Below are 14,949 nucleotides of genomic sequence, written 5' to 3'. Positions count from 1 at the left end.
CTACTCTCCGGGGCGGTTTCTGCCCAGTCAACGGGGCCGTCACGGAGGCCCGTACGCAGTCTTCACAAGGCCCGACTTTCGGTCAGAGGCCTCCGCCTGAAATAGTTCCTCCCGATGTTCGACATCCCTAGACTCCCCATGACGGGGGCTAGCTCGGGGGACAACTCAGTGGGGCTGGAGTGCCGGAACTCGTACTGGAATTGAATGGAAGGACCTGGACGCTCGATCCATCCAGGTCGTACACCCTCGGACGTGATCCGCAGGGAGATCTCGCGCTTGACGACGCCAGGGTGTCCTGGCGTCACGCCACGATCAGCTGGAGCGGCCGCACTTGGGTCATCGAGGACCACGGCAGCACCAACGGCACCTTTGTGCAGGGCCAGCGGATCCACCAGATGGAAATCGGTCCCGGTTCGGCCGTGAACCTCGGCAACGCGACCGACGGCCCGCGGCTGAATGTGTCCGGCAGCGCGTCCGGCGCCGCCGCCATGTCCGCGCCGCAGCAGGCCGCGCAGCAGGCACCGGCCCATCAGGCGCCGCAACACCAGGCACCGCAGCACCAGGCGCAGCAGCAGGGCGGACCCGGCTGGGCCGCCCAGGCACCCCAGCAGCAGGCGCCGCAGCACCACGCGCAGCAGCAGATGCCCCAGCAGCAGGGCTGGCCGCAGCCGCAACAGCAGGCCCAGCACCAGCAGCCTCAGCAGCCGCAGGTCCCGCAGCAGGGTCCCGGTGCGGGTTCCGGCGGTGCCGCGGGGGCCCCGCCGGTCTACGGCGACCGCAGCCCGACGACGTTCCACCAGCTCGCGCTCGGCCGCAAGATGCGCATCGGCCGCGCCCTGGAGAACGAACTGGTCGTCTCCGACCTCCAGGTCTCGCGGCACCACGCCGAGTTCACGGCCACTCCGGACGGCCGCTTCGAGATCCACGACCTCGGCTCGCACAACGGCACGTACATCAACGGCCAGCCGATCGCGAAGTCGGGCTCGGCCCTCATCGGCCCGAACGACACCGTCAGCGTCGGTCACTCGACGTTCCGGCTCGTCGGGGACCGGCTCGAGGAGTTCGTCGACACCGGTGAGGTCTCCTTCTCCGCCCGCCACCTGACGGTGACGGTCGACGGCGGCAAGGACATCCTCAAGGACGTCTCCTTCGGCGTCCCGGAGAAGTCGCTCATCGCGGTCATCGGCCCCTCGGGTTCCGGAAAGTCCACGCTCCTCAAGGCGCTCACCGGCTACCGGCCCGCCAACAAGGGCGATGTCCTCTACGACAACCGGAACCTCTACAAGCAGTTCGCCGAGCTGCGCCAGCGCATCGGTCTGGTCCCGCAGGACGACATCCTGCACAAGGAACTGACCGTCAAGAAGGCCCTCAAGTACGCCGCCAAGCTGCGCTTCCCCTCGGACACCAGCGAGCAGGAGCGCGAGCAGCGCATCGACGAGGTCCTGCGCGAGCTCAAGCTGGACATCCACAAGGAGAAGAAGGTCACCTCCCTCTCCGGTGGCCAGCGCAAGCGTGTGTCGGTGGCCTTGGAGCTGCTCACCAAGCCGTCGCTGATCTTCCTGGACGAGCCGACCTCCGGCCTCGACCCGGGCATGGACCGCGACGTCATGCAGCTCCTGCGCGGCCTCGCGGACGACGGCCGTACGGTCCTGGTCGTCACGCACTCGGTCGCCGAGCTGGCGATCTGCGACAAGCTCCTGGTGATGGCGCCCGGCGGTTCGGTCGCGTACTTCGGTCCGCCGGAGGAAGCGCTCAACTTCTTCGGCTACCAGACGTGGGCGGACGTCTTCTCGGCGTTCGAGAACTACCGCGACTACGACTGGGCGGGCCGCTGGAAGGGCTCGCAGCACTACCAGATGTACGCCGCCGACATCGACGCCGTGGCCGCGCAGTCGGTCCACATGCCGCCGCCGCAGGCCATCAGGCCGCCCAAGCCGCAGGGCTGGGGCTCACAGCTGTGGACCCTGATCCGCCGCTACACCTCGGTGATCGCCTCCGACAAGGGCTTCATGGGCCTGATGGTGATCCTGCCCGCGGTCCTCGGCATCGTCAGCGTCGTCATCCCGGCCGACTTCGGGCTCGGCCCGCCCAAGCCGCCGGCCAAGTTCAACGGCGACGCGGGCACGATCATGCTGATCCTCGCGGTCGGCATGTGCTTCTCCGGTGCGGCCAACTCCGTACGTGAGTTGATCAAGGAACGGGTCATCTACGAACGGGAACGGGCCACCGGCCTCTCCCGCTCGGCGTACCTGATGTCCAAGGTCATCGTCCTCGGCGTGATCACGGCCTTCCAGGGCGTCATCATCTGCGGCATCGGCTTCGCGACCCGCGACATGCCGGCGGAGGGCCTGATCATGCCCCCGGCCGTCGAGATCTGCCTGGTCATCATCGCCCTGGGCTTCACCTCGATGATGTTCGGCCTGGTCATCTCCTCGCTGGTGAAGACCTCCGAGAAGACCATGCCGCTCCTGGTCATGTTCGCGATCGTCCAGGTCGTCTTCACCGGCGTGCTCTTCCAGGTCTACGGCTCGCCGGGCCTGGAGCAGTTCGCCTGGCTGATGCCGTCGCGCTGGGCCATCGCCGGTGCGGGCTCCACCCTTGACCTGGCGCACCTCATGCCGCCGTGGGACCCGAAGAAGCCGAACGACCTCGACCCGCTGTGGGAACACTCGGCAAGCCAGTGGGGCATCAACATCACGATCCTGCTCCTGCTCGGCATCGCCTGCGGTTTCGCGGTCGCACGACTGCTGCGCCGCCACGAGCCCGAGGTCATGCGCAAGTAACCGGCTGCCCGCGGGCAGCCGAGAAGGGCGGCACCCCCGTGGGGGTGCCGCCCTTCGGCGTCTGTCGAGCCTCGGCGAAGAGGTCCGTTGATCCGGGGATCAGGCTCAGTAGGCGCTGTTCACGTTGTCCATCGAGCCGTACCGGTCGGCCGCGTAGTTGGCGGCGGCGGTGATGTTGGCGACCGGGTCGTAGATGTTCGTGGACGTGCCCTCGACGTGGTACGCGTCGAAGGTCGGCTGGATGACCTGGAGCAGGCCGACGGACGGGGTGCCGTTGATGGCGTTGATGTCCCAGCCGTTCTTGGCGTTCGGGTTGCCCGCGGACTCACGGATGATGTTGCGGTGCAGGCCCTCGTACGAGCCGGGGATGCCCTTGGACTTCATGATGTCCAGGGACTGGCGGATCCAGCCGTCGAGGTTGTTGGCGTAGACCGGCTTGCGCGCGGCGGCACGGCTCGCGGCTTCCTTGGCCTTGCGCTCGTCCTCGGCCTTCTTCTTGGCCGCGGCCTCCTCGTCGGCCCGCTTCTTCGCGGCGGCTTCGGCGTCGGCCTTCGCCTTCGCGGCAGCGGCGTCCTTGGCCTGCTTGTCGGCGTTGGTCTGCTGCTTGGCGACACTGGCGTGCACCGACTGCTGGGCGTCGGCGTTCTGCGTGAAGGCCACCGGCGCGGCGGAGACGTCGCGGGTTCCTGCATCGGCGCTGCCCGGCACGAGGGAGAACGCGAGGGCAGCGGCGCCGAGCGTGGCGACACCGGCGATCGAGAACTTCTGGGTCTTGGTCAGCGCGGGGCGACTATGACCAGGGGTGGTGTGCTGGGACATGCTGATGGACCTCTTCGAATAGCGGAGGTCGCTCCGGCCGGCGGGGACATTGCTGCTCCGGCACAAACGCCGCGGTGCGAGACCGCGGCGCCGAGCGACGGGAGCAATTGTTAGCGGCCGCAAAATTCTGTGGCAAAGCAGTGACGTACGAAGCCGGGTAGTGGATCAGGGGGTGCGTCGTACCTTTTGGCAGCATTCCTTGCCATGCGCATAAAGGGATATCTCATCCACTAGGGGTCTTCGTACGTGACGTGCACCCTATGCGCGGGCTCACATCGAACACGTAACAAACTCACCATGAGTTGCCGAAGCAACCCTGTGGGTGAGCAAACTCCTCCGGAAGTAGGAGGTGTACGTCGCCGAACTCGTGCCACAGGTAGAGACGGCGTACCGCCTCCGCGTACCCCCGGTCGACGGCGGCCCTGCCCGCGACCGCCTCCAGCATCAGCAGATGCGAGGCCTGCGGCTCGTGCAGCCCCGTGAGCAGCCCGTCCACCGCGCGCACGCCCCGCTCCGGCGTCACCACGAGCTCAGTACGCCCCGCTGCCGCCCGGACCACGCCGTCGGGTCCCGCCGCCGACTCGACGGCGCGCACGGCCGTCGTGCCGACCGCGATGACGCGCCCGCCACCGGCCCTGGCGGCGTTGACCAGGCGCGCCGACGTCTCCGGCACCTCGAAGAGCTCGGGATACGGCGGCTCGTGCGCCTCGGGCGACGCCACCCCCGTGTGCAGCGTGACCGGCGCGAACTGCACACCCCGGCTCACCAGGCGTGTCACCAGGCCCGCGGTGAACGGCCGGGCCGCACTCGGCATCTCCGCGCTGCCCGTCCCGTCGGGAGAGGGCAGCGCGAACACGGTCTGGTGGGCGGAGAGCGGCTGGTCCCTCTCCGTATAGGAGTAACGGATGGGGCGCCCGTGCCGCCGCAGCAGGGACGGCACATCGGCCGGAACCCTGGCCCACCACAGTCGCCCGCTCCCCGGCACCACCGGCTCCTCCAGGACGAGACGTACGTCTCCGGGGAGCCGCACCACTGAACCCGCGGGCCCGCCCGCACGCGCACGCGTGGTGCCCCTTCCGTCCGGATCGCGCAACTCGACCGCCCACCGTCCGTCGTCGCCCCGCGTCGAGAAATGCACCACTACGCGCGCGTGCCCGGCGGTCGCGTCGACCGCCGCGGGCAGTGTCCGCGACGTGTTCACGATCAGCAGGTCCCCGGCCCGCAGGAGCGAGGGCAGGTCGGCGAACGCGTGATGCGAGACCTCCGTCCCGCGGGACACGAGCAGCCGCACCGCGTCCCTGCCGAGGCCCTGGCCCCGCTGCTCGGCGGGGACCCGGGCCGCCAGCTCATCGGGCACCCGCACGGCGAGCGTCACCGGACGTCCACGGAGGAGGAACCGTCCGGCAGCGAAGAAGAACCGTCCGGCAGCGAGGAAGAACCGTCCGCCAAAGAAGCAGCCGAGTACCGCCCGCTCGCCGGACGCTCGTCGAGCAGCCGCAGGAAGCCGGGCACCACCGTCGCGGGCAGCGGCCGCCCCGAGGCGTCGTCGTCCGGAACGGCCGCTTCGTAGAGGTCGGTCCGCATGTCACCGGGATCGACCGCCCACACCCTGATCCCCGGCTCCTCCACGGCAAGGACCGCCGACAGATGATCGAGGGCGGCCTTGGACGCCCCGTACCCGCCCCATGTCTCGTACGCCTCGACGGCCGCGTCGGAGCTGACGTCGACCACTGCTCCCGCCCCCGAGGCCCGCAACAGGGGCAGCGCCTCCCGGATCAGCCCCAGCGCCGCCACCACATTGGTCTCCAGGGCCTGCCGCAGCCCCTCGGGCGTGAGCTCTTCGAGGCGTACGAGAGGCTCCGCGCCCAGCGCGCTCGCGTTGTTCACCAGCAGATCGAGACCGCCCAGCTTGCGCGCCGCGGCCACCAGATCCGCCCGGTGCCCGGCATCCGTGACATCCCCCGCGACGGCCTCCACGCGCGCGCCGCGCCCCGCGAGGTCGCGTGCGGCCTCCTCCAGTACCGAGGCCGTTCTCGCGTCGAGCACCAGATCCCAGCCGCGCCCCGCGAGCGCCGCCCCCAGCGCGCGGCCCAGTCCCTTCGAAGCCCCCGTGATGATCGCTACCGGCATGACATCCGTCCCCTCGGGTCGCCCTGGCAGCCGCGTCTCCAGCGGTAGACCCCACGCTAGGAACGCTCCCGCCGCCGGCGCCTCGTGCGCGGGCCGCAACGGCGAGGGTCCTTCGGCCTACGCCCGCAGCCCTAGGCGGTGGCCGCCACAGGTCCGATACGCACTGTCACACCCCGCCGGTACCGTGAGGCCATGAGTCAAGGACACCGGTCCGGCCTGAACGCGGTGAGCTCCGCGCTTCTCGCCATGAGCAGGCAGCTCGAGGTGCGCGACGTCCTCAAGACGATCGTCGCCTCCGCCCGCGAGCTGCTCGACGCGGAGTATGCGGCGCTCGGCGTCCCGGACGACCACGGCGGATTCGCCCAGTTCGTCGTGGACGGCGTCAGCGAGGAGCAGTGGCGTGCCATCGGCCCGCTGCCCCGCCAGCACGGCATCCTCGCCGCGATGCTGCACAAGGCGGAGCCCGAGCGCCTCGCCGACGTCCGCAAGGACCCGCGCTTCGAGGGCTGGCCGTCCGCCCACCCGGACATGTCCGACTTCCTCGGCCTGCCGATCCTCTCCGGCGACGAGACGCTCGGCGCGCTCTTCCTGGCGAACAAGAGGTGCCCCAAGCCGCAGGGGAGTTGCGGCTTCACCGCCGAGGACGAAGAGCTCCTGACGATCCTCGCCCAGCACGCCGCGATCGCCCTGACGAACGCCCGTCTCTACGAACGCAGCCGCGAGTTGACCATCGCCGAGGAGCGCTCGCGTCTCGCCCACGAACTGCACGACGCCGTCAGCCAGAAGCTGTTCTCCCTGCGCCTGACGGCCCAGGCCGCCGCCGCCCTGGTGGACCGCGATCCCTCGCGCGCCAAGGGCGAACTCCAGCAGGTGGCGGTGCTCGCGGCAGAGGCCGCGGACGAACTGCGCTCCGCGGTCGTCGAGTTGCGCCCCGCCGCCCTGGACGAGGACGGCCTGGTGGCCACCCTGCGCACGCACACGCAGGTCCTGGACCGCGCGCACTCCGCCGAAGTCACCTTCGAGAGCTGCGCGGTGCGCGCCCTGCCCGCCGCCCAGGAGGAGGCGATGCTGCGCGTCGCCCAGGAAGCCCTGCACAACGCCTTGCGTCACTCCGGGGCCGAACGCGTCGGCGTGACCCTGGTGCGGCGCGGAGCGGGAGCCGTGCTGCGCGTCACGGACGACGGCGGCGGCTTCGACCCGCGCGGAATCCGCCGCGCGGGACGGCACTTGGGCCTGGTCTCGATGCGGGACAGGGCGAGCGGGGTCGGCGGACGGCTGACCGTGGAATCGGAGCCCGGCAAGGGCACGACGATCGAGATGGAGGTTCCCGGTGGCTGACGGTGTGTTCCGTCCCAAGACAGGGATCCGGGTGCTGCTGGTCGACGACCACCAGGTGGTCCGCCGCGGTCTGCGCACGTTCCTCGAGGTGCAGGACGACATCGAGGTCGTGGGCGAGGCGTCGGACGGCGCCGAAGGGGTCGAGCAGGCCGAGAAGCTGAAGCCGGACGTCGTCCTCATGGACGTCAAGATGCCCGGCATGGACGGCGTCGAGGCGCTGCGCAAGCTCCGCGAACTGGACAACCCCGCGCGCGTGCTCATCGTCACCAGCTTCACCGAGAAACGCACGGTCGTCCCGGCCCTGCGAGCCGGCGCCGCTGGGTATGTCTACAAGGACGTGGACCCGGAGGCCCTGGCGGGCGCCATCCGCTCCGTGCACGCGGGCCATGTGCTCCTCCAGCCCGAGGTGGCGGGGGCCCTGCTGTCCCAGGAGGAGACCAATAACGGCCAGGGGAGGGGCGGTTCGCTCACCGAGCGGGAGCGCGAGGTTCTCGGGCTCATCGCCGACGGCCGCTCGAACCGGGAGATCGCGCGTGCGCTCGTGCTCTCCGAGAAGACCGTCAAGACCCACGTCTCGAACATCCTGATGAAACTGGACCTCGCCGACCGAACCCAGGCCGCCCTGTGGGCCGTACGACATGGTGTGACCGGCTGATTAACGTTTCTGCGGACCTCGTCAACCGGCAGGGCGGACGGATGCGTCGCAGTCTGAGATTCATACCGTCGTGTGGATGTCCCCCGATCGGCGCAACCTGTGAGCCGCCCGGCCGTTCTTCAGTGCGTGCTGCGGCGGCTGGCCGCAGCGATCGCCTAGGAGGATCCAGAAGTGAAGAACCTGAAGAAGGCCGCGGCTGTCACGATGGTGGCGGGTGGCCTCGTCGTCGCCGGTGCCGGTCTCGCCTCCGCCACGGACGGTGCGCACGCGGGCGGCAAGGCCGTCAACTCGCCCGGCGTCGGCTCGGGCAACCTCGTCCAGGCGCCGGTGCACATCCCCGTCAACGCCGTGGGCAACACCGTGTCCGTCATCGGCGCCCTCAACCCGGCCTTCGGGAACGACGGCGTGAACGTCTGACGCAACACGGTCCAGCAGTGACCACCGGCCTCCCGGGCATGCCCGGGGGGCCGGTCTGCTGTGACGCCGCAGTGACGCCCTGAAGGGGCGCGGGGAACTGCGCGACAAGCCACCAAGCACCCGCGGTCAAAAATGAAGCACCCTCACCCCCGGCCGGGGCCCCGCCGCGCAGCGGCACACCGCCGGGCACGAGACAAACCGCCAAGGCGCCCCCAGGGCTACCGCTCCCGCTCCTCCACATACGCGTTGTACGCGGCCACCTGCGCCCGCCGGGCCGTCCGCTCGACCGGACGGAGCGCCTCACCCCGCGCGGCCATCTCCGAGGCGCTCACGGCCCCGCCATGGCCGTTCTCGTACGCCACCGAGATCAGCAGGCCGACCCGCTGGGCCAGCTCCAACACCCGTACCGCACGAGGCGGGTAGCCCGGCGCGAGCACCTCGCGCCCCCGCTCGGCCCGCGCCCGATACGCGTCCACCGCCGCCTCGGCGACCGGCCCCGAACCCGCGACGTCGAGCCGCGAGAGCACCTCCGTCGCGTCCCGCAGCGCCTCGGCGAGCTCACGCTCCGCCTCGCTCAGCGAGGGCACGTCGGCGGGCGGTGCCTCCCGGACGGGCAGGCAGTGCCAGAGGACCTCCACGTGCACATCGCCCGCCGGCCCCGCCTCGGACACCTCCGGTACAAGGCCGTACGGCGCTCCGTAGGCGACGACCGCCTCCTCGGCGTCCAGGGCCCGCGCGTTGAAGTCGGGCGGCCCGCTCAGACCGAGCGGATGCCCCGGCGCGGGCAGCGCGACCCTCAGCCCGGTCACCCCGAGCGTGCGCAGTCTTCCCAGGGCAAGCGTGAGACCGACGGGCCCCGACTCGCCCGGCAGACCTTCGACCCGGTGCACGGCGTCGTCGCCGACCATCGAGAGCACCGCCTCATCCGGCGAGACAAGTCCGGCAAGCAAGGCATTTCCCCATGCCGCCAAGCGTCCTGAGCGTGGTTCCGAGAGCATGCGTACACCCTAAGGACCGGGCTAGGGGCTGGAGCGCTCGACCGGTGGCGTAGGTTTTCTCCCAGGGGACTGCGTCCACAGACGCAAGCGACAGCCGAGACTGCAATGGGAGACAACGCGCTCATGAGCGATGTACTGGAGCTGGAGGACGTATCCGTTGTCCGCGAGGGCCGGGCTCTGGTGGACCAGGTCTCCTGGTCGGTCAAGGAGGGTGAGCGCTGGGTCATCCTCGGGCCGAACGGCGCGGGAAAGACCACCCTCCTGAACGTCGCGTCCAGCTACCTCCACCCGAGCACCGGCACCGCCACCATCCTCGGCGAGACCCTCGGCAAGCCCGGCACGGACGTCTTCGAGCTCCGCCCGCGCATCGGCGTGGCCGGTATCGCGATGGCCGAGAAGCTGCCCAAGCGCCAGACCGTGCTCCAGACGGTGCTCACGGCGGCGTACGGCATGACCGCCGGCTGGCACGAGGACTACGAAGAGGTCGACGAGCAGCGCGCCCGCGCCTTCCTCGACCGCCTCGGCATGACCGAGTACCTGGACCGCAGGTTCGGCACCCTCTCCGAGGGAGAGCGCAAGCGCACCCTGATCGCGCGCGCCCTGATGACCGACCCCGAGCTGCTCCTCCTCGACGAGCCCGCCGCGGGCCTCGACCTCGGCGGCCGCGAAGACCTCGTACGCCGCCTCGGCCGTCTCGCCCGCGACCCGATCGCCCCCTCGATGATCATGGTCACGCACCACGTCGAGGAGATCGCCCCCGGCTTCACCCACGTCCTCATGATCCGCCAGGGCAAGATCATGGCCGCGGGCCCGCTGGAGCTCGAACTGACCTCCCGCAACCTCTCCCTCTGCTTCGGACTGCCCCTGGTGGTCGAGGAGCGGGGCGAGCGCTGGAGCGCGCACGGCCTGCCGCTCGGCTGAAACCGGCGCCAACGGCCGGGCCCGCTCCGGCCGGTAGATCACGTGCCCTGTGCGGGACGGTCTCGCGGTCCTACCATGAACACGTGGACATCGACGCATGGGTGTGGTGGCTGATCGGCGCCGCCGCGCTCGGAATCCCGCTCGTACTGACCGCGATGCCGGAGCTCGGCATGCTCTCCGTGGGCGCTGTCGCGGGCGCCGTGACCGCGGGCCTCGGCGGCGACACCGTGCTCCAAGTCGTCGTCTTCGCCGCCGTGTCGGTCGCGCTCATCGCGGTCGTGCGCCCCGTCGCGGCGCGACAACGCACCCAAGGACCCAAGCTGGCCACGGGAGTGGACGCGCTGAAGGGCAGGACGGCCGTCGTCGTGGAGCGGGTGGACGCCTCCGGAGGCCGCATCAAACTCGCCGGCGAGATCTGGTCGGCCCGCGCGCTCGACACCGAGCAGAGCTATGAGACGGGACGCGAGGTGGATGTGGTCGAGATCGACGGAGCGACGGCCATCGTCATGTGAATCCACCACGGGGTGTGCGGCGGTCTGACAGACTCGACCAGCAAGATCTTCGCGGGCGTTCCGGCCCTGCGGATCTTCCGGGAACACCGAGGCAAGAGGGGTACGGGGAACAACGATGCAACCAATCATCATCGTCCTGATCATTCTGGTGGTGCTGGTCTTCATCGCCCTGATCAAGACGATCCAGGTGATCCCGCAGGCCAGCGCGGCGATCGTCGAGCGCTTCGGCCGCTACACGAGAACGCTGAACGCAGGCCTGAACATCGTCGTCCCGTTCATCGACTCGATCCGCAACCGCATCGACCTGCGTGAACAGGTCGTCCCGTTCCCGCCGCAACCGGTGATCACCCAGGACAACCTCGTGGTGAACATCGACACCGTCATCTACTACCAGGTGACCGACGCCCGCGCCGCGACGTACGAAGTCGCCAGCTACATCCAGGCGATCGAGCAGCTCACCGTCACCACCCTGCGCAACATCATCGGTGGCATGGACCTGGAGCGGACCCTCACCTCCCGCGAGGAGATCAACGCGGCGCTGCGCGGCGTCCTCGACGAGGCCACCGGCAAGTGGGGCATCCGCGTCAACCGCGTCGAGCTCAAGGCGATCGAGCCGCCGACCTCCATCCAGGACTCGATGGAGAAGCAGATGCGCGCCGACCGCGACAAGCGCGCCGCGATCCTCCAGGCCGAGGGTGTCCGGCAGTCGGAGATCCTGCGCGCCGAAGGCGAGAAGCAGTCCGCGATCCTGCGCGCCGAGGGTGAGGCCAAGGCCGCGGCCCTGCGCGCCGAGGGCGAGGCCCAGGCGATCCGTACGGTCTTCGAGTCCATCCACGCCGGAGACCCGGACCAGAAGCTGCTCTCCTACCAGTACCTCCAGATGCTCCCGAAGATCGCCGAAGGCGACGCGAACAAGCTCTGGATCGTGCCCAGCGAGATCGGCGACGCCCTCAAGGGCCTCGGCGGCGCCCTCGGCAACTTCGGCCCCCTGGGCGGCGGCTCCGGCGGTTCCGGCAGCCCCGCCCCGGCCCCCGCCACCGAGCGCCGCGAACAGCCTCGGATCGACTGAACGCAGCCTCGGATCGACTGAACGCGAAGAAGCCCGCGCCCTCCGAGGGGCGCGGGCTTCTTCGCGTTCAGGGCTACGCGGCGGGCGCCGCCAGCCACTCCGGCAGCGAGGCCAACTCGTCCCGGCCGAGCGCCAGCAACATCGCGTCCGCAGGAGTCGGCTCAAAGGGCTGCCGCAACAACGGCATACCCGCCTCTTCCGGCGTACGGTCCGCTTTGCGGTGATTGTCCAGGGCGCACGAAGCGACCGTGTTCAGCCAGGAGTCCGCACCGCCCTGCGCCCGCGGCACCACGTGGTCCACGGTCGTCGCCCGCCTCCCGCAGTACGCGCACCTGTGCTGGTCCCTGACGAGGACACCGCGCCTCGACCACGGAGCCCGTCTTCGGAACGGCACCCGTACATACCTGCAGAGCCTGATCACCCGGGGCACCGGTATCTCGACCGCCGCCGCGCGCACACGGAGTCCGGGGTGGGCCTGCTCGACGACTGCCTTGTCCGTGAGGACCAGTACGACGGCACGGTTCAGCGTCACCGTCGACAGCGGCTCGAAGCTCGCGTTCAGCACCAGCGTGTCCCGCATTTCGCCCACCTCCCGTATGCACACCGACCCACCCCCTGGCGGGCTGGGATCAACTCTGGCCGGGCACGCCGAGATGGACAACGCAATAAAAAATGCCCGCCCCTGATCAATTCCATGACCAGGGGCGGGCAAACGTCCGGTGAACGCTGGACGCTCAGCTGTCGGCGGGAGCCGCGTACTCGGCGAGCACCTGAGCGCGCCCGAGCGTGTGGAACCGGAGATTGAATCCGACGACGGCGGGCGAGGCGTCCGAATCCGGCCCGAGCTTCTCCTGATCCACCGCGTACACGGTGAACACATAGCGGTGCGCCGGGTCACCGGGCGGCGGCGCGGCGCCGCCGAACTCCTTCGTCCCGTAGTCGTTGCGCACCTGCACCGCGCCCTCGGGCAGCCCCTCGAACTTGCCGCTGCCCGCGCCGGTGGGCAGTTCCGTCACCGACACCGGGATGTCGATCACGGACCAGTGCCAGAACCCGCTGCCCGTGGGCGCGTCCGGGTCGAAGCACGTCACGGCGAAGCTCTTGGTCTCCGGCGGGAAGCCTTCCCACCGCAGGTGCGGCGAGGTGTTCCCGGCCGCCTGGACCTGAGCGTCCTTAAGGACCGCCCCCGGCTCGAAGTCCTCGCTCACGACCGTGAACGACGGCACGGGCGGATGGAAGTCATGGGGAAGCGGCGGCCTCTTGAGCTCGGTCACGTCGGCACCTCCTGGTTGGTTCCTGATCAGCGGTATCTCTACGGCTCTTCCGCTCCGAGCCTAGAACCAGTTGCGCTTGCTGCCGACCTGCGACAGCCACTCGTTGAGGTAGGCCGCCCAGTCCGTGCCCTGGAAGTCGGCCAGACCGACCTTGAACGACCGGAACGAGTCGCTGCCCTCGCTGAACAGACCCGGCTTCTTGTCCATCTCCAGGATGACGTCCATCTCGCGGTCGTCGGCCACGAAGCTCAACTCGACCTGGTTCAGGCCGCGGTACTGCTGCGGCGGGTAGAACTCGATCTCCTGGTAGAACGGCAGCTTCTGCCGCGTGCCGCGGATGTGACCGCGCTCCATGTCGGCGCTCTTGAAGCGGAAGCCCAGCTGGATGAAGGCGTCCAGGATGGCCTGCTGCGCCGGCAGCGGGTGCACGTTGATCGGGTCCAGGTCACCGGAGTCCACGGCACGCGCGATCTCGAGCTCGGTGGTCACACCGATGTTCATCCCGCGCAGCTGCTGCCCGTCGATGGAGGTGACTGGCGTCTCCCAGGGAATCTCCAGGCCGAACGGCACCGCGTGCACCTGGCCCGCCTGGAGCGTGAAGGCCCCGCCGAGGCGCAGCTTGGTGAACTCGATGTCCTGCTTCGTCTCCTGGTCCTGGCCCTCGACCTCGACCCGCGCCTGCAGACCGACGGACAGACCCTCGATCTCCTGGTCGACGTTCCCGCCCTGGATGCGCACCTCACCCTGGACGACACCACCGGGTACGACGTTGGCCTCGGTCAGCACCGTCTCCACCGAAGCACCACCGGCACCCAGGCTCGCAAGCAGCTTCTTGAACCCCATGACTCTCCTCCCCAGGCCCTGCCTGTGGTTCGACTCGACTTGAATCCTTGATCGATACAAACGCGATGAACCCACGTCCGGTTCCGCGCCATCACCCTGGCAATCCGTCCCGCCTGTGGCCACCCGCCGGGCCGGACCGTCTCCAGTAGGCTCGGACGGCATGATCAAGGCCCCTGACCGTACGCCCCTCACGCACGACTTCTTCGAGCGACCCGTCCTCGATGTGGCCCCGGATCTCCTGGGCCGTGTCCTGGTGCGCAGCTCACCGGAGGGCCCGATCGAACTGCGCCTCACAGAGGTGGAGGCGTACGCGGGCGAGGCCGATCCCGGATCACACGCCTATCGCGGCCCGACCGCCCGCAACAGCGTGATGTTCGGTCCGCCCGGACACGCGTACGTCTACTTCACCTACGGCATGTGGCACTGCCTCAACGTCGTGTGCGGCCCGGAGGGCAAGGCGAGCGGTGTCCTGCTCAGGGCAGGGGAGATCACGACCGGCGCGGAGATCGCCCGCAAGCGCCGGCTCTCGGCCCGCAACGACAGGGAACTGGCCAAAGGCCCCGCACGCCTGGCCACGGCCCTTGACGTGGACCGCAGCCAGAACGGCATCGACCTCTGTACGGGAGGGGACGCACCCCTCACCCTCCTTACGGGCACCCCTGTCGATCCCGAGCAGATCAGCAACGGCCCGCGCACCGGAGTCGGCGGCGAGGGCGCCGTCCACCCCTGGCGCTTCTGGACCCTCAACGACCCGACGGTCAGCCCCTATCGGGCGCACGCGCCCCGTCGCCGCCGAACTTGACGCGGCCTTGAGCGATCCGTAATGTAGCCCGAGCCGCTTGACCCGGTGACGGCAATCTGCCAGCAGCTGGAAGCGGCCAACCACTACCTACGACTTCCCCTCAGCGGGGGCGAATTTGGCGTGCTCGCATGCCCGAATTCGAACTCGCGGAACTCGATTATGAGTTGCAGAGGGAATCCGCTAACGTAGTGAACACGCCGAAAGGCAAAGGCCCTCCAACGGCCACCGGAAATGAAATCCGAACCGGGAACGGAACGGAAAACGGATCTGGTAAGGTTGGAAACACGAAATACCGAAGGGAAGCGCCCGGAGGAAAGCCCGAGAGGGTGAGTACAAAGGAAGCGTCCGTTCCTTGAGAACTCAACAGCGTGCCAAAAGTCAACGCCAG

Annotated in this window: 16 protein-coding genes; 8 read left to right on the top strand and 8 right to left on the bottom strand. The window is 69.4% G+C overall.

Annotated features, from left to right (window positions below; genetic code table 11):
* Nucleotides 1-179: 179 nt before the first annotated feature.
* On the top strand, nt 180-2,783 hold the full coding sequence (locus ABZ906_RS13245) for an FHA domain-containing protein (RefSeq protein ID WP_361381516.1): 2,604 nt from the start codon (nt 180-182) through the stop codon (nt 2,781-2,783).
* Nucleotides 2,784-2,888: 105 nt separating this feature from the next.
* Here ABZ906_RS13245 and ABZ906_RS13240 read toward each other — a convergent pair whose 3' ends face one another.
* The 3 genes from ABZ906_RS13240 to ABZ906_RS13230 form a co-directional block, all read right to left on the bottom strand.
* Entirely contained in the window at nt 2,889-3,602 is a 714-nt protein-coding gene (locus tag ABZ906_RS13240) for a transglycosylase SLT domain-containing protein (RefSeq protein WP_361188081.1), read from the bottom strand.
* Nucleotides 3,603-3,894: 292 nt separating this feature from the next.
* On the bottom strand, nt 3,895-4,977 hold the full coding sequence (locus ABZ906_RS13235; RefSeq protein ID WP_361381513.1) for an S-adenosylmethionine:tRNA ribosyltransferase-isomerase: 1,083 nt from the start codon (nt 4,975-4,977) through the stop codon (nt 3,895-3,897).
* Nucleotides 4,974-5,732, bottom strand: coding sequence for an SDR family oxidoreductase (locus ABZ906_RS13230; RefSeq protein ID WP_361381510.1), 759 nt, complete (start codon nt 5,730-5,732; stop codon nt 4,974-4,976). Before ABZ906_RS13230 ends, ABZ906_RS13235 begins: the two co-directional genes overlap by 4 nt.
* A 192-nt stretch (nt 5,733-5,924) precedes the next feature.
* Here ABZ906_RS13230 and ABZ906_RS13225 point away from each other — a divergent pair, with 192 nt between their 5' ends.
* The 3 genes from ABZ906_RS13225 (at nt 5,925) to chpE (ending at nt 8,142) form a co-directional block, all read left to right on the top strand.
* A complete protein-coding gene (locus ABZ906_RS13225; protein WP_361188073.1) occupies nt 5,925-7,070 on the top strand; it encodes a GAF domain-containing sensor histidine kinase in 1,146 nt (381 codons plus the stop codon).
* Nucleotides 7,063-7,725 (top strand): response regulator transcription factor, encoded by a 663-nt coding sequence (locus ABZ906_RS13220; RefSeq protein WP_361381507.1) that lies wholly within the window; start codon nt 7,063-7,065, stop codon nt 7,723-7,725. The genes ABZ906_RS13225 and ABZ906_RS13220 overlap by 8 nt, the downstream gene beginning before the upstream one ends.
* 171 nt (nt 7,726-7,896) lie before the next feature.
* A complete protein-coding gene (gene chpE / locus ABZ906_RS13215; protein WP_361188067.1) occupies nt 7,897-8,142 on the top strand; it encodes a chaplin ChpE in 246 nt (81 codons plus the stop codon).
* Nucleotides 8,143-8,360: 218 nt separating this feature from the next.
* Here chpE and ABZ906_RS13210 read toward each other — a convergent pair whose 3' ends face one another.
* Entirely contained in the window at nt 8,361-9,140 is a 780-nt protein-coding gene (locus ABZ906_RS13210; protein WP_361381504.1) for a hypothetical protein, read from the bottom strand.
* A gap of 123 nt (nt 9,141-9,263) precedes the next feature.
* Between ABZ906_RS13210 and ABZ906_RS13205 the strand changes: the two genes are divergently transcribed.
* The 3 genes from ABZ906_RS13205 (at nt 9,264) to ABZ906_RS13195 (ending at nt 11,642) form a co-directional block, all read left to right on the top strand.
* A complete protein-coding gene (locus ABZ906_RS13205) occupies nt 9,264-10,061 on the top strand; it encodes an ABC transporter ATP-binding protein (RefSeq protein WP_361188063.1) in 798 nt (265 codons plus the stop codon).
* Nucleotides 10,062-10,144: 83 nt separating this feature from the next.
* Entirely contained in the window at nt 10,145-10,573 is a 429-nt protein-coding gene (locus ABZ906_RS13200; RefSeq protein WP_361188061.1) for an NfeD family protein, read from the top strand.
* A gap of 115 nt (nt 10,574-10,688) precedes the next feature.
* Entirely contained in the window at nt 10,689-11,642 is a 954-nt protein-coding gene (locus ABZ906_RS13195) for an SPFH domain-containing protein (RefSeq protein WP_361381502.1), read from the top strand.
* A 73-nt stretch (nt 11,643-11,715) separates the two neighbouring features.
* Here ABZ906_RS13195 and ABZ906_RS13190 read toward each other — a convergent pair whose 3' ends face one another.
* From ABZ906_RS13190 to ABZ906_RS13180, 3 genes are all read right to left on the bottom strand, one after another.
* Nucleotides 11,716-12,222, bottom strand: coding sequence for an HNH endonuclease (locus ABZ906_RS13190; RefSeq protein ID WP_361188055.1), 507 nt, complete (start codon nt 12,220-12,222; stop codon nt 11,716-11,718).
* Nucleotides 12,223-12,376: 154 nt separating this feature from the next.
* Entirely contained in the window at nt 12,377-12,916 is a 540-nt protein-coding gene (locus ABZ906_RS13185; RefSeq protein ID WP_361188052.1) for a YbhB/YbcL family Raf kinase inhibitor-like protein, read from the bottom strand.
* Between the two features lie 60 nt (nt 12,917-12,976).
* Nucleotides 12,977-13,759, bottom strand: coding sequence for a sporulation protein (locus ABZ906_RS13180; protein ID WP_361381499.1), 783 nt, complete (start codon nt 13,757-13,759; stop codon nt 12,977-12,979).
* A gap of 160 nt (nt 13,760-13,919) precedes the next feature.
* Here ABZ906_RS13180 and ABZ906_RS13175 point away from each other — a divergent pair, with 160 nt between their 5' ends.
* Nucleotides 13,920-14,561, top strand: coding sequence for a DNA-3-methyladenine glycosylase (locus ABZ906_RS13175; RefSeq protein ID WP_361188048.1), 642 nt, complete (start codon nt 13,920-13,922; stop codon nt 14,559-14,561).
* Between the two features lie 157 nt (nt 14,562-14,718).
* On the opposite strand, the gene ABZ906_RS13170 is transcribed toward ABZ906_RS13175, so the two are convergent.
* On the bottom strand, nt 14,719-14,949 hold a 231-nt coding region (locus ABZ906_RS13170), incomplete at its 5' end, for a hypothetical protein (RefSeq protein ID WP_361381496.1).

Origin of the sequence: Streptomyces sp. NPDC046925 (assembly GCF_040644915.1) — a bacterium.
GTDB lineage: Bacteria > Actinomycetota > Actinomycetes > Streptomycetales > Streptomycetaceae > Streptomyces.
This window is presented reverse-complemented; position numbering and strand designations above follow the sequence as displayed.

Bases quoted from the DNA above. Each gene is read 5' to 3' on its own strand.
- ABZ906_RS13175 (WP_361188048.1), top strand. From the start codon at position 13,920: ATGATCAAGGCCCCTGACCGTACGCCCCTCACGCACGACTTCTTCGAG.
- ABZ906_RS13190 (WP_361188055.1), bottom strand. From the start codon at position 12,222: ATGCGGGACACGCTGGTGCTGAACGCGAGCTTCGAGCCGCTGTCGACG.
- ABZ906_RS13195 (WP_361381502.1), top strand. From the start codon at position 10,689: ATGCAACCAATCATCATCGTCCTGATCATTCTGGTGGTGCTGGTCTTC.
- ABZ906_RS13205 (WP_361188063.1), top strand. From the start codon at position 9,264: ATGAGCGATGTACTGGAGCTGGAGGACGTATCCGTTGTCCGCGAGGGC.
- ABZ906_RS13230 (WP_361381510.1), bottom strand. From the start codon at position 5,732: ATGCCGGTAGCGATCATCACGGGGGCTTCGAAGGGACTGGGCCGCGCG.
- ABZ906_RS13210 (WP_361381504.1), bottom strand. From the start codon at position 9,140: ATGCTCTCGGAACCACGCTCAGGACGCTTGGCGGCATGGGGAAATGCC.
- ABZ906_RS13225 (WP_361188073.1), top strand. From the start codon at position 5,925: ATGAGTCAAGGACACCGGTCCGGCCTGAACGCGGTGAGCTCCGCGCTT.
- ABZ906_RS13180 (WP_361381499.1), bottom strand. From the start codon at position 13,759: ATGGGGTTCAAGAAGCTGCTTGCGAGCCTGGGTGCCGGTGGTGCTTCG.
- ABZ906_RS13240 (WP_361188081.1), bottom strand. From the start codon at position 3,602: ATGTCCCAGCACACCACCCCTGGTCATAGTCGCCCCGCGCTGACCAAG.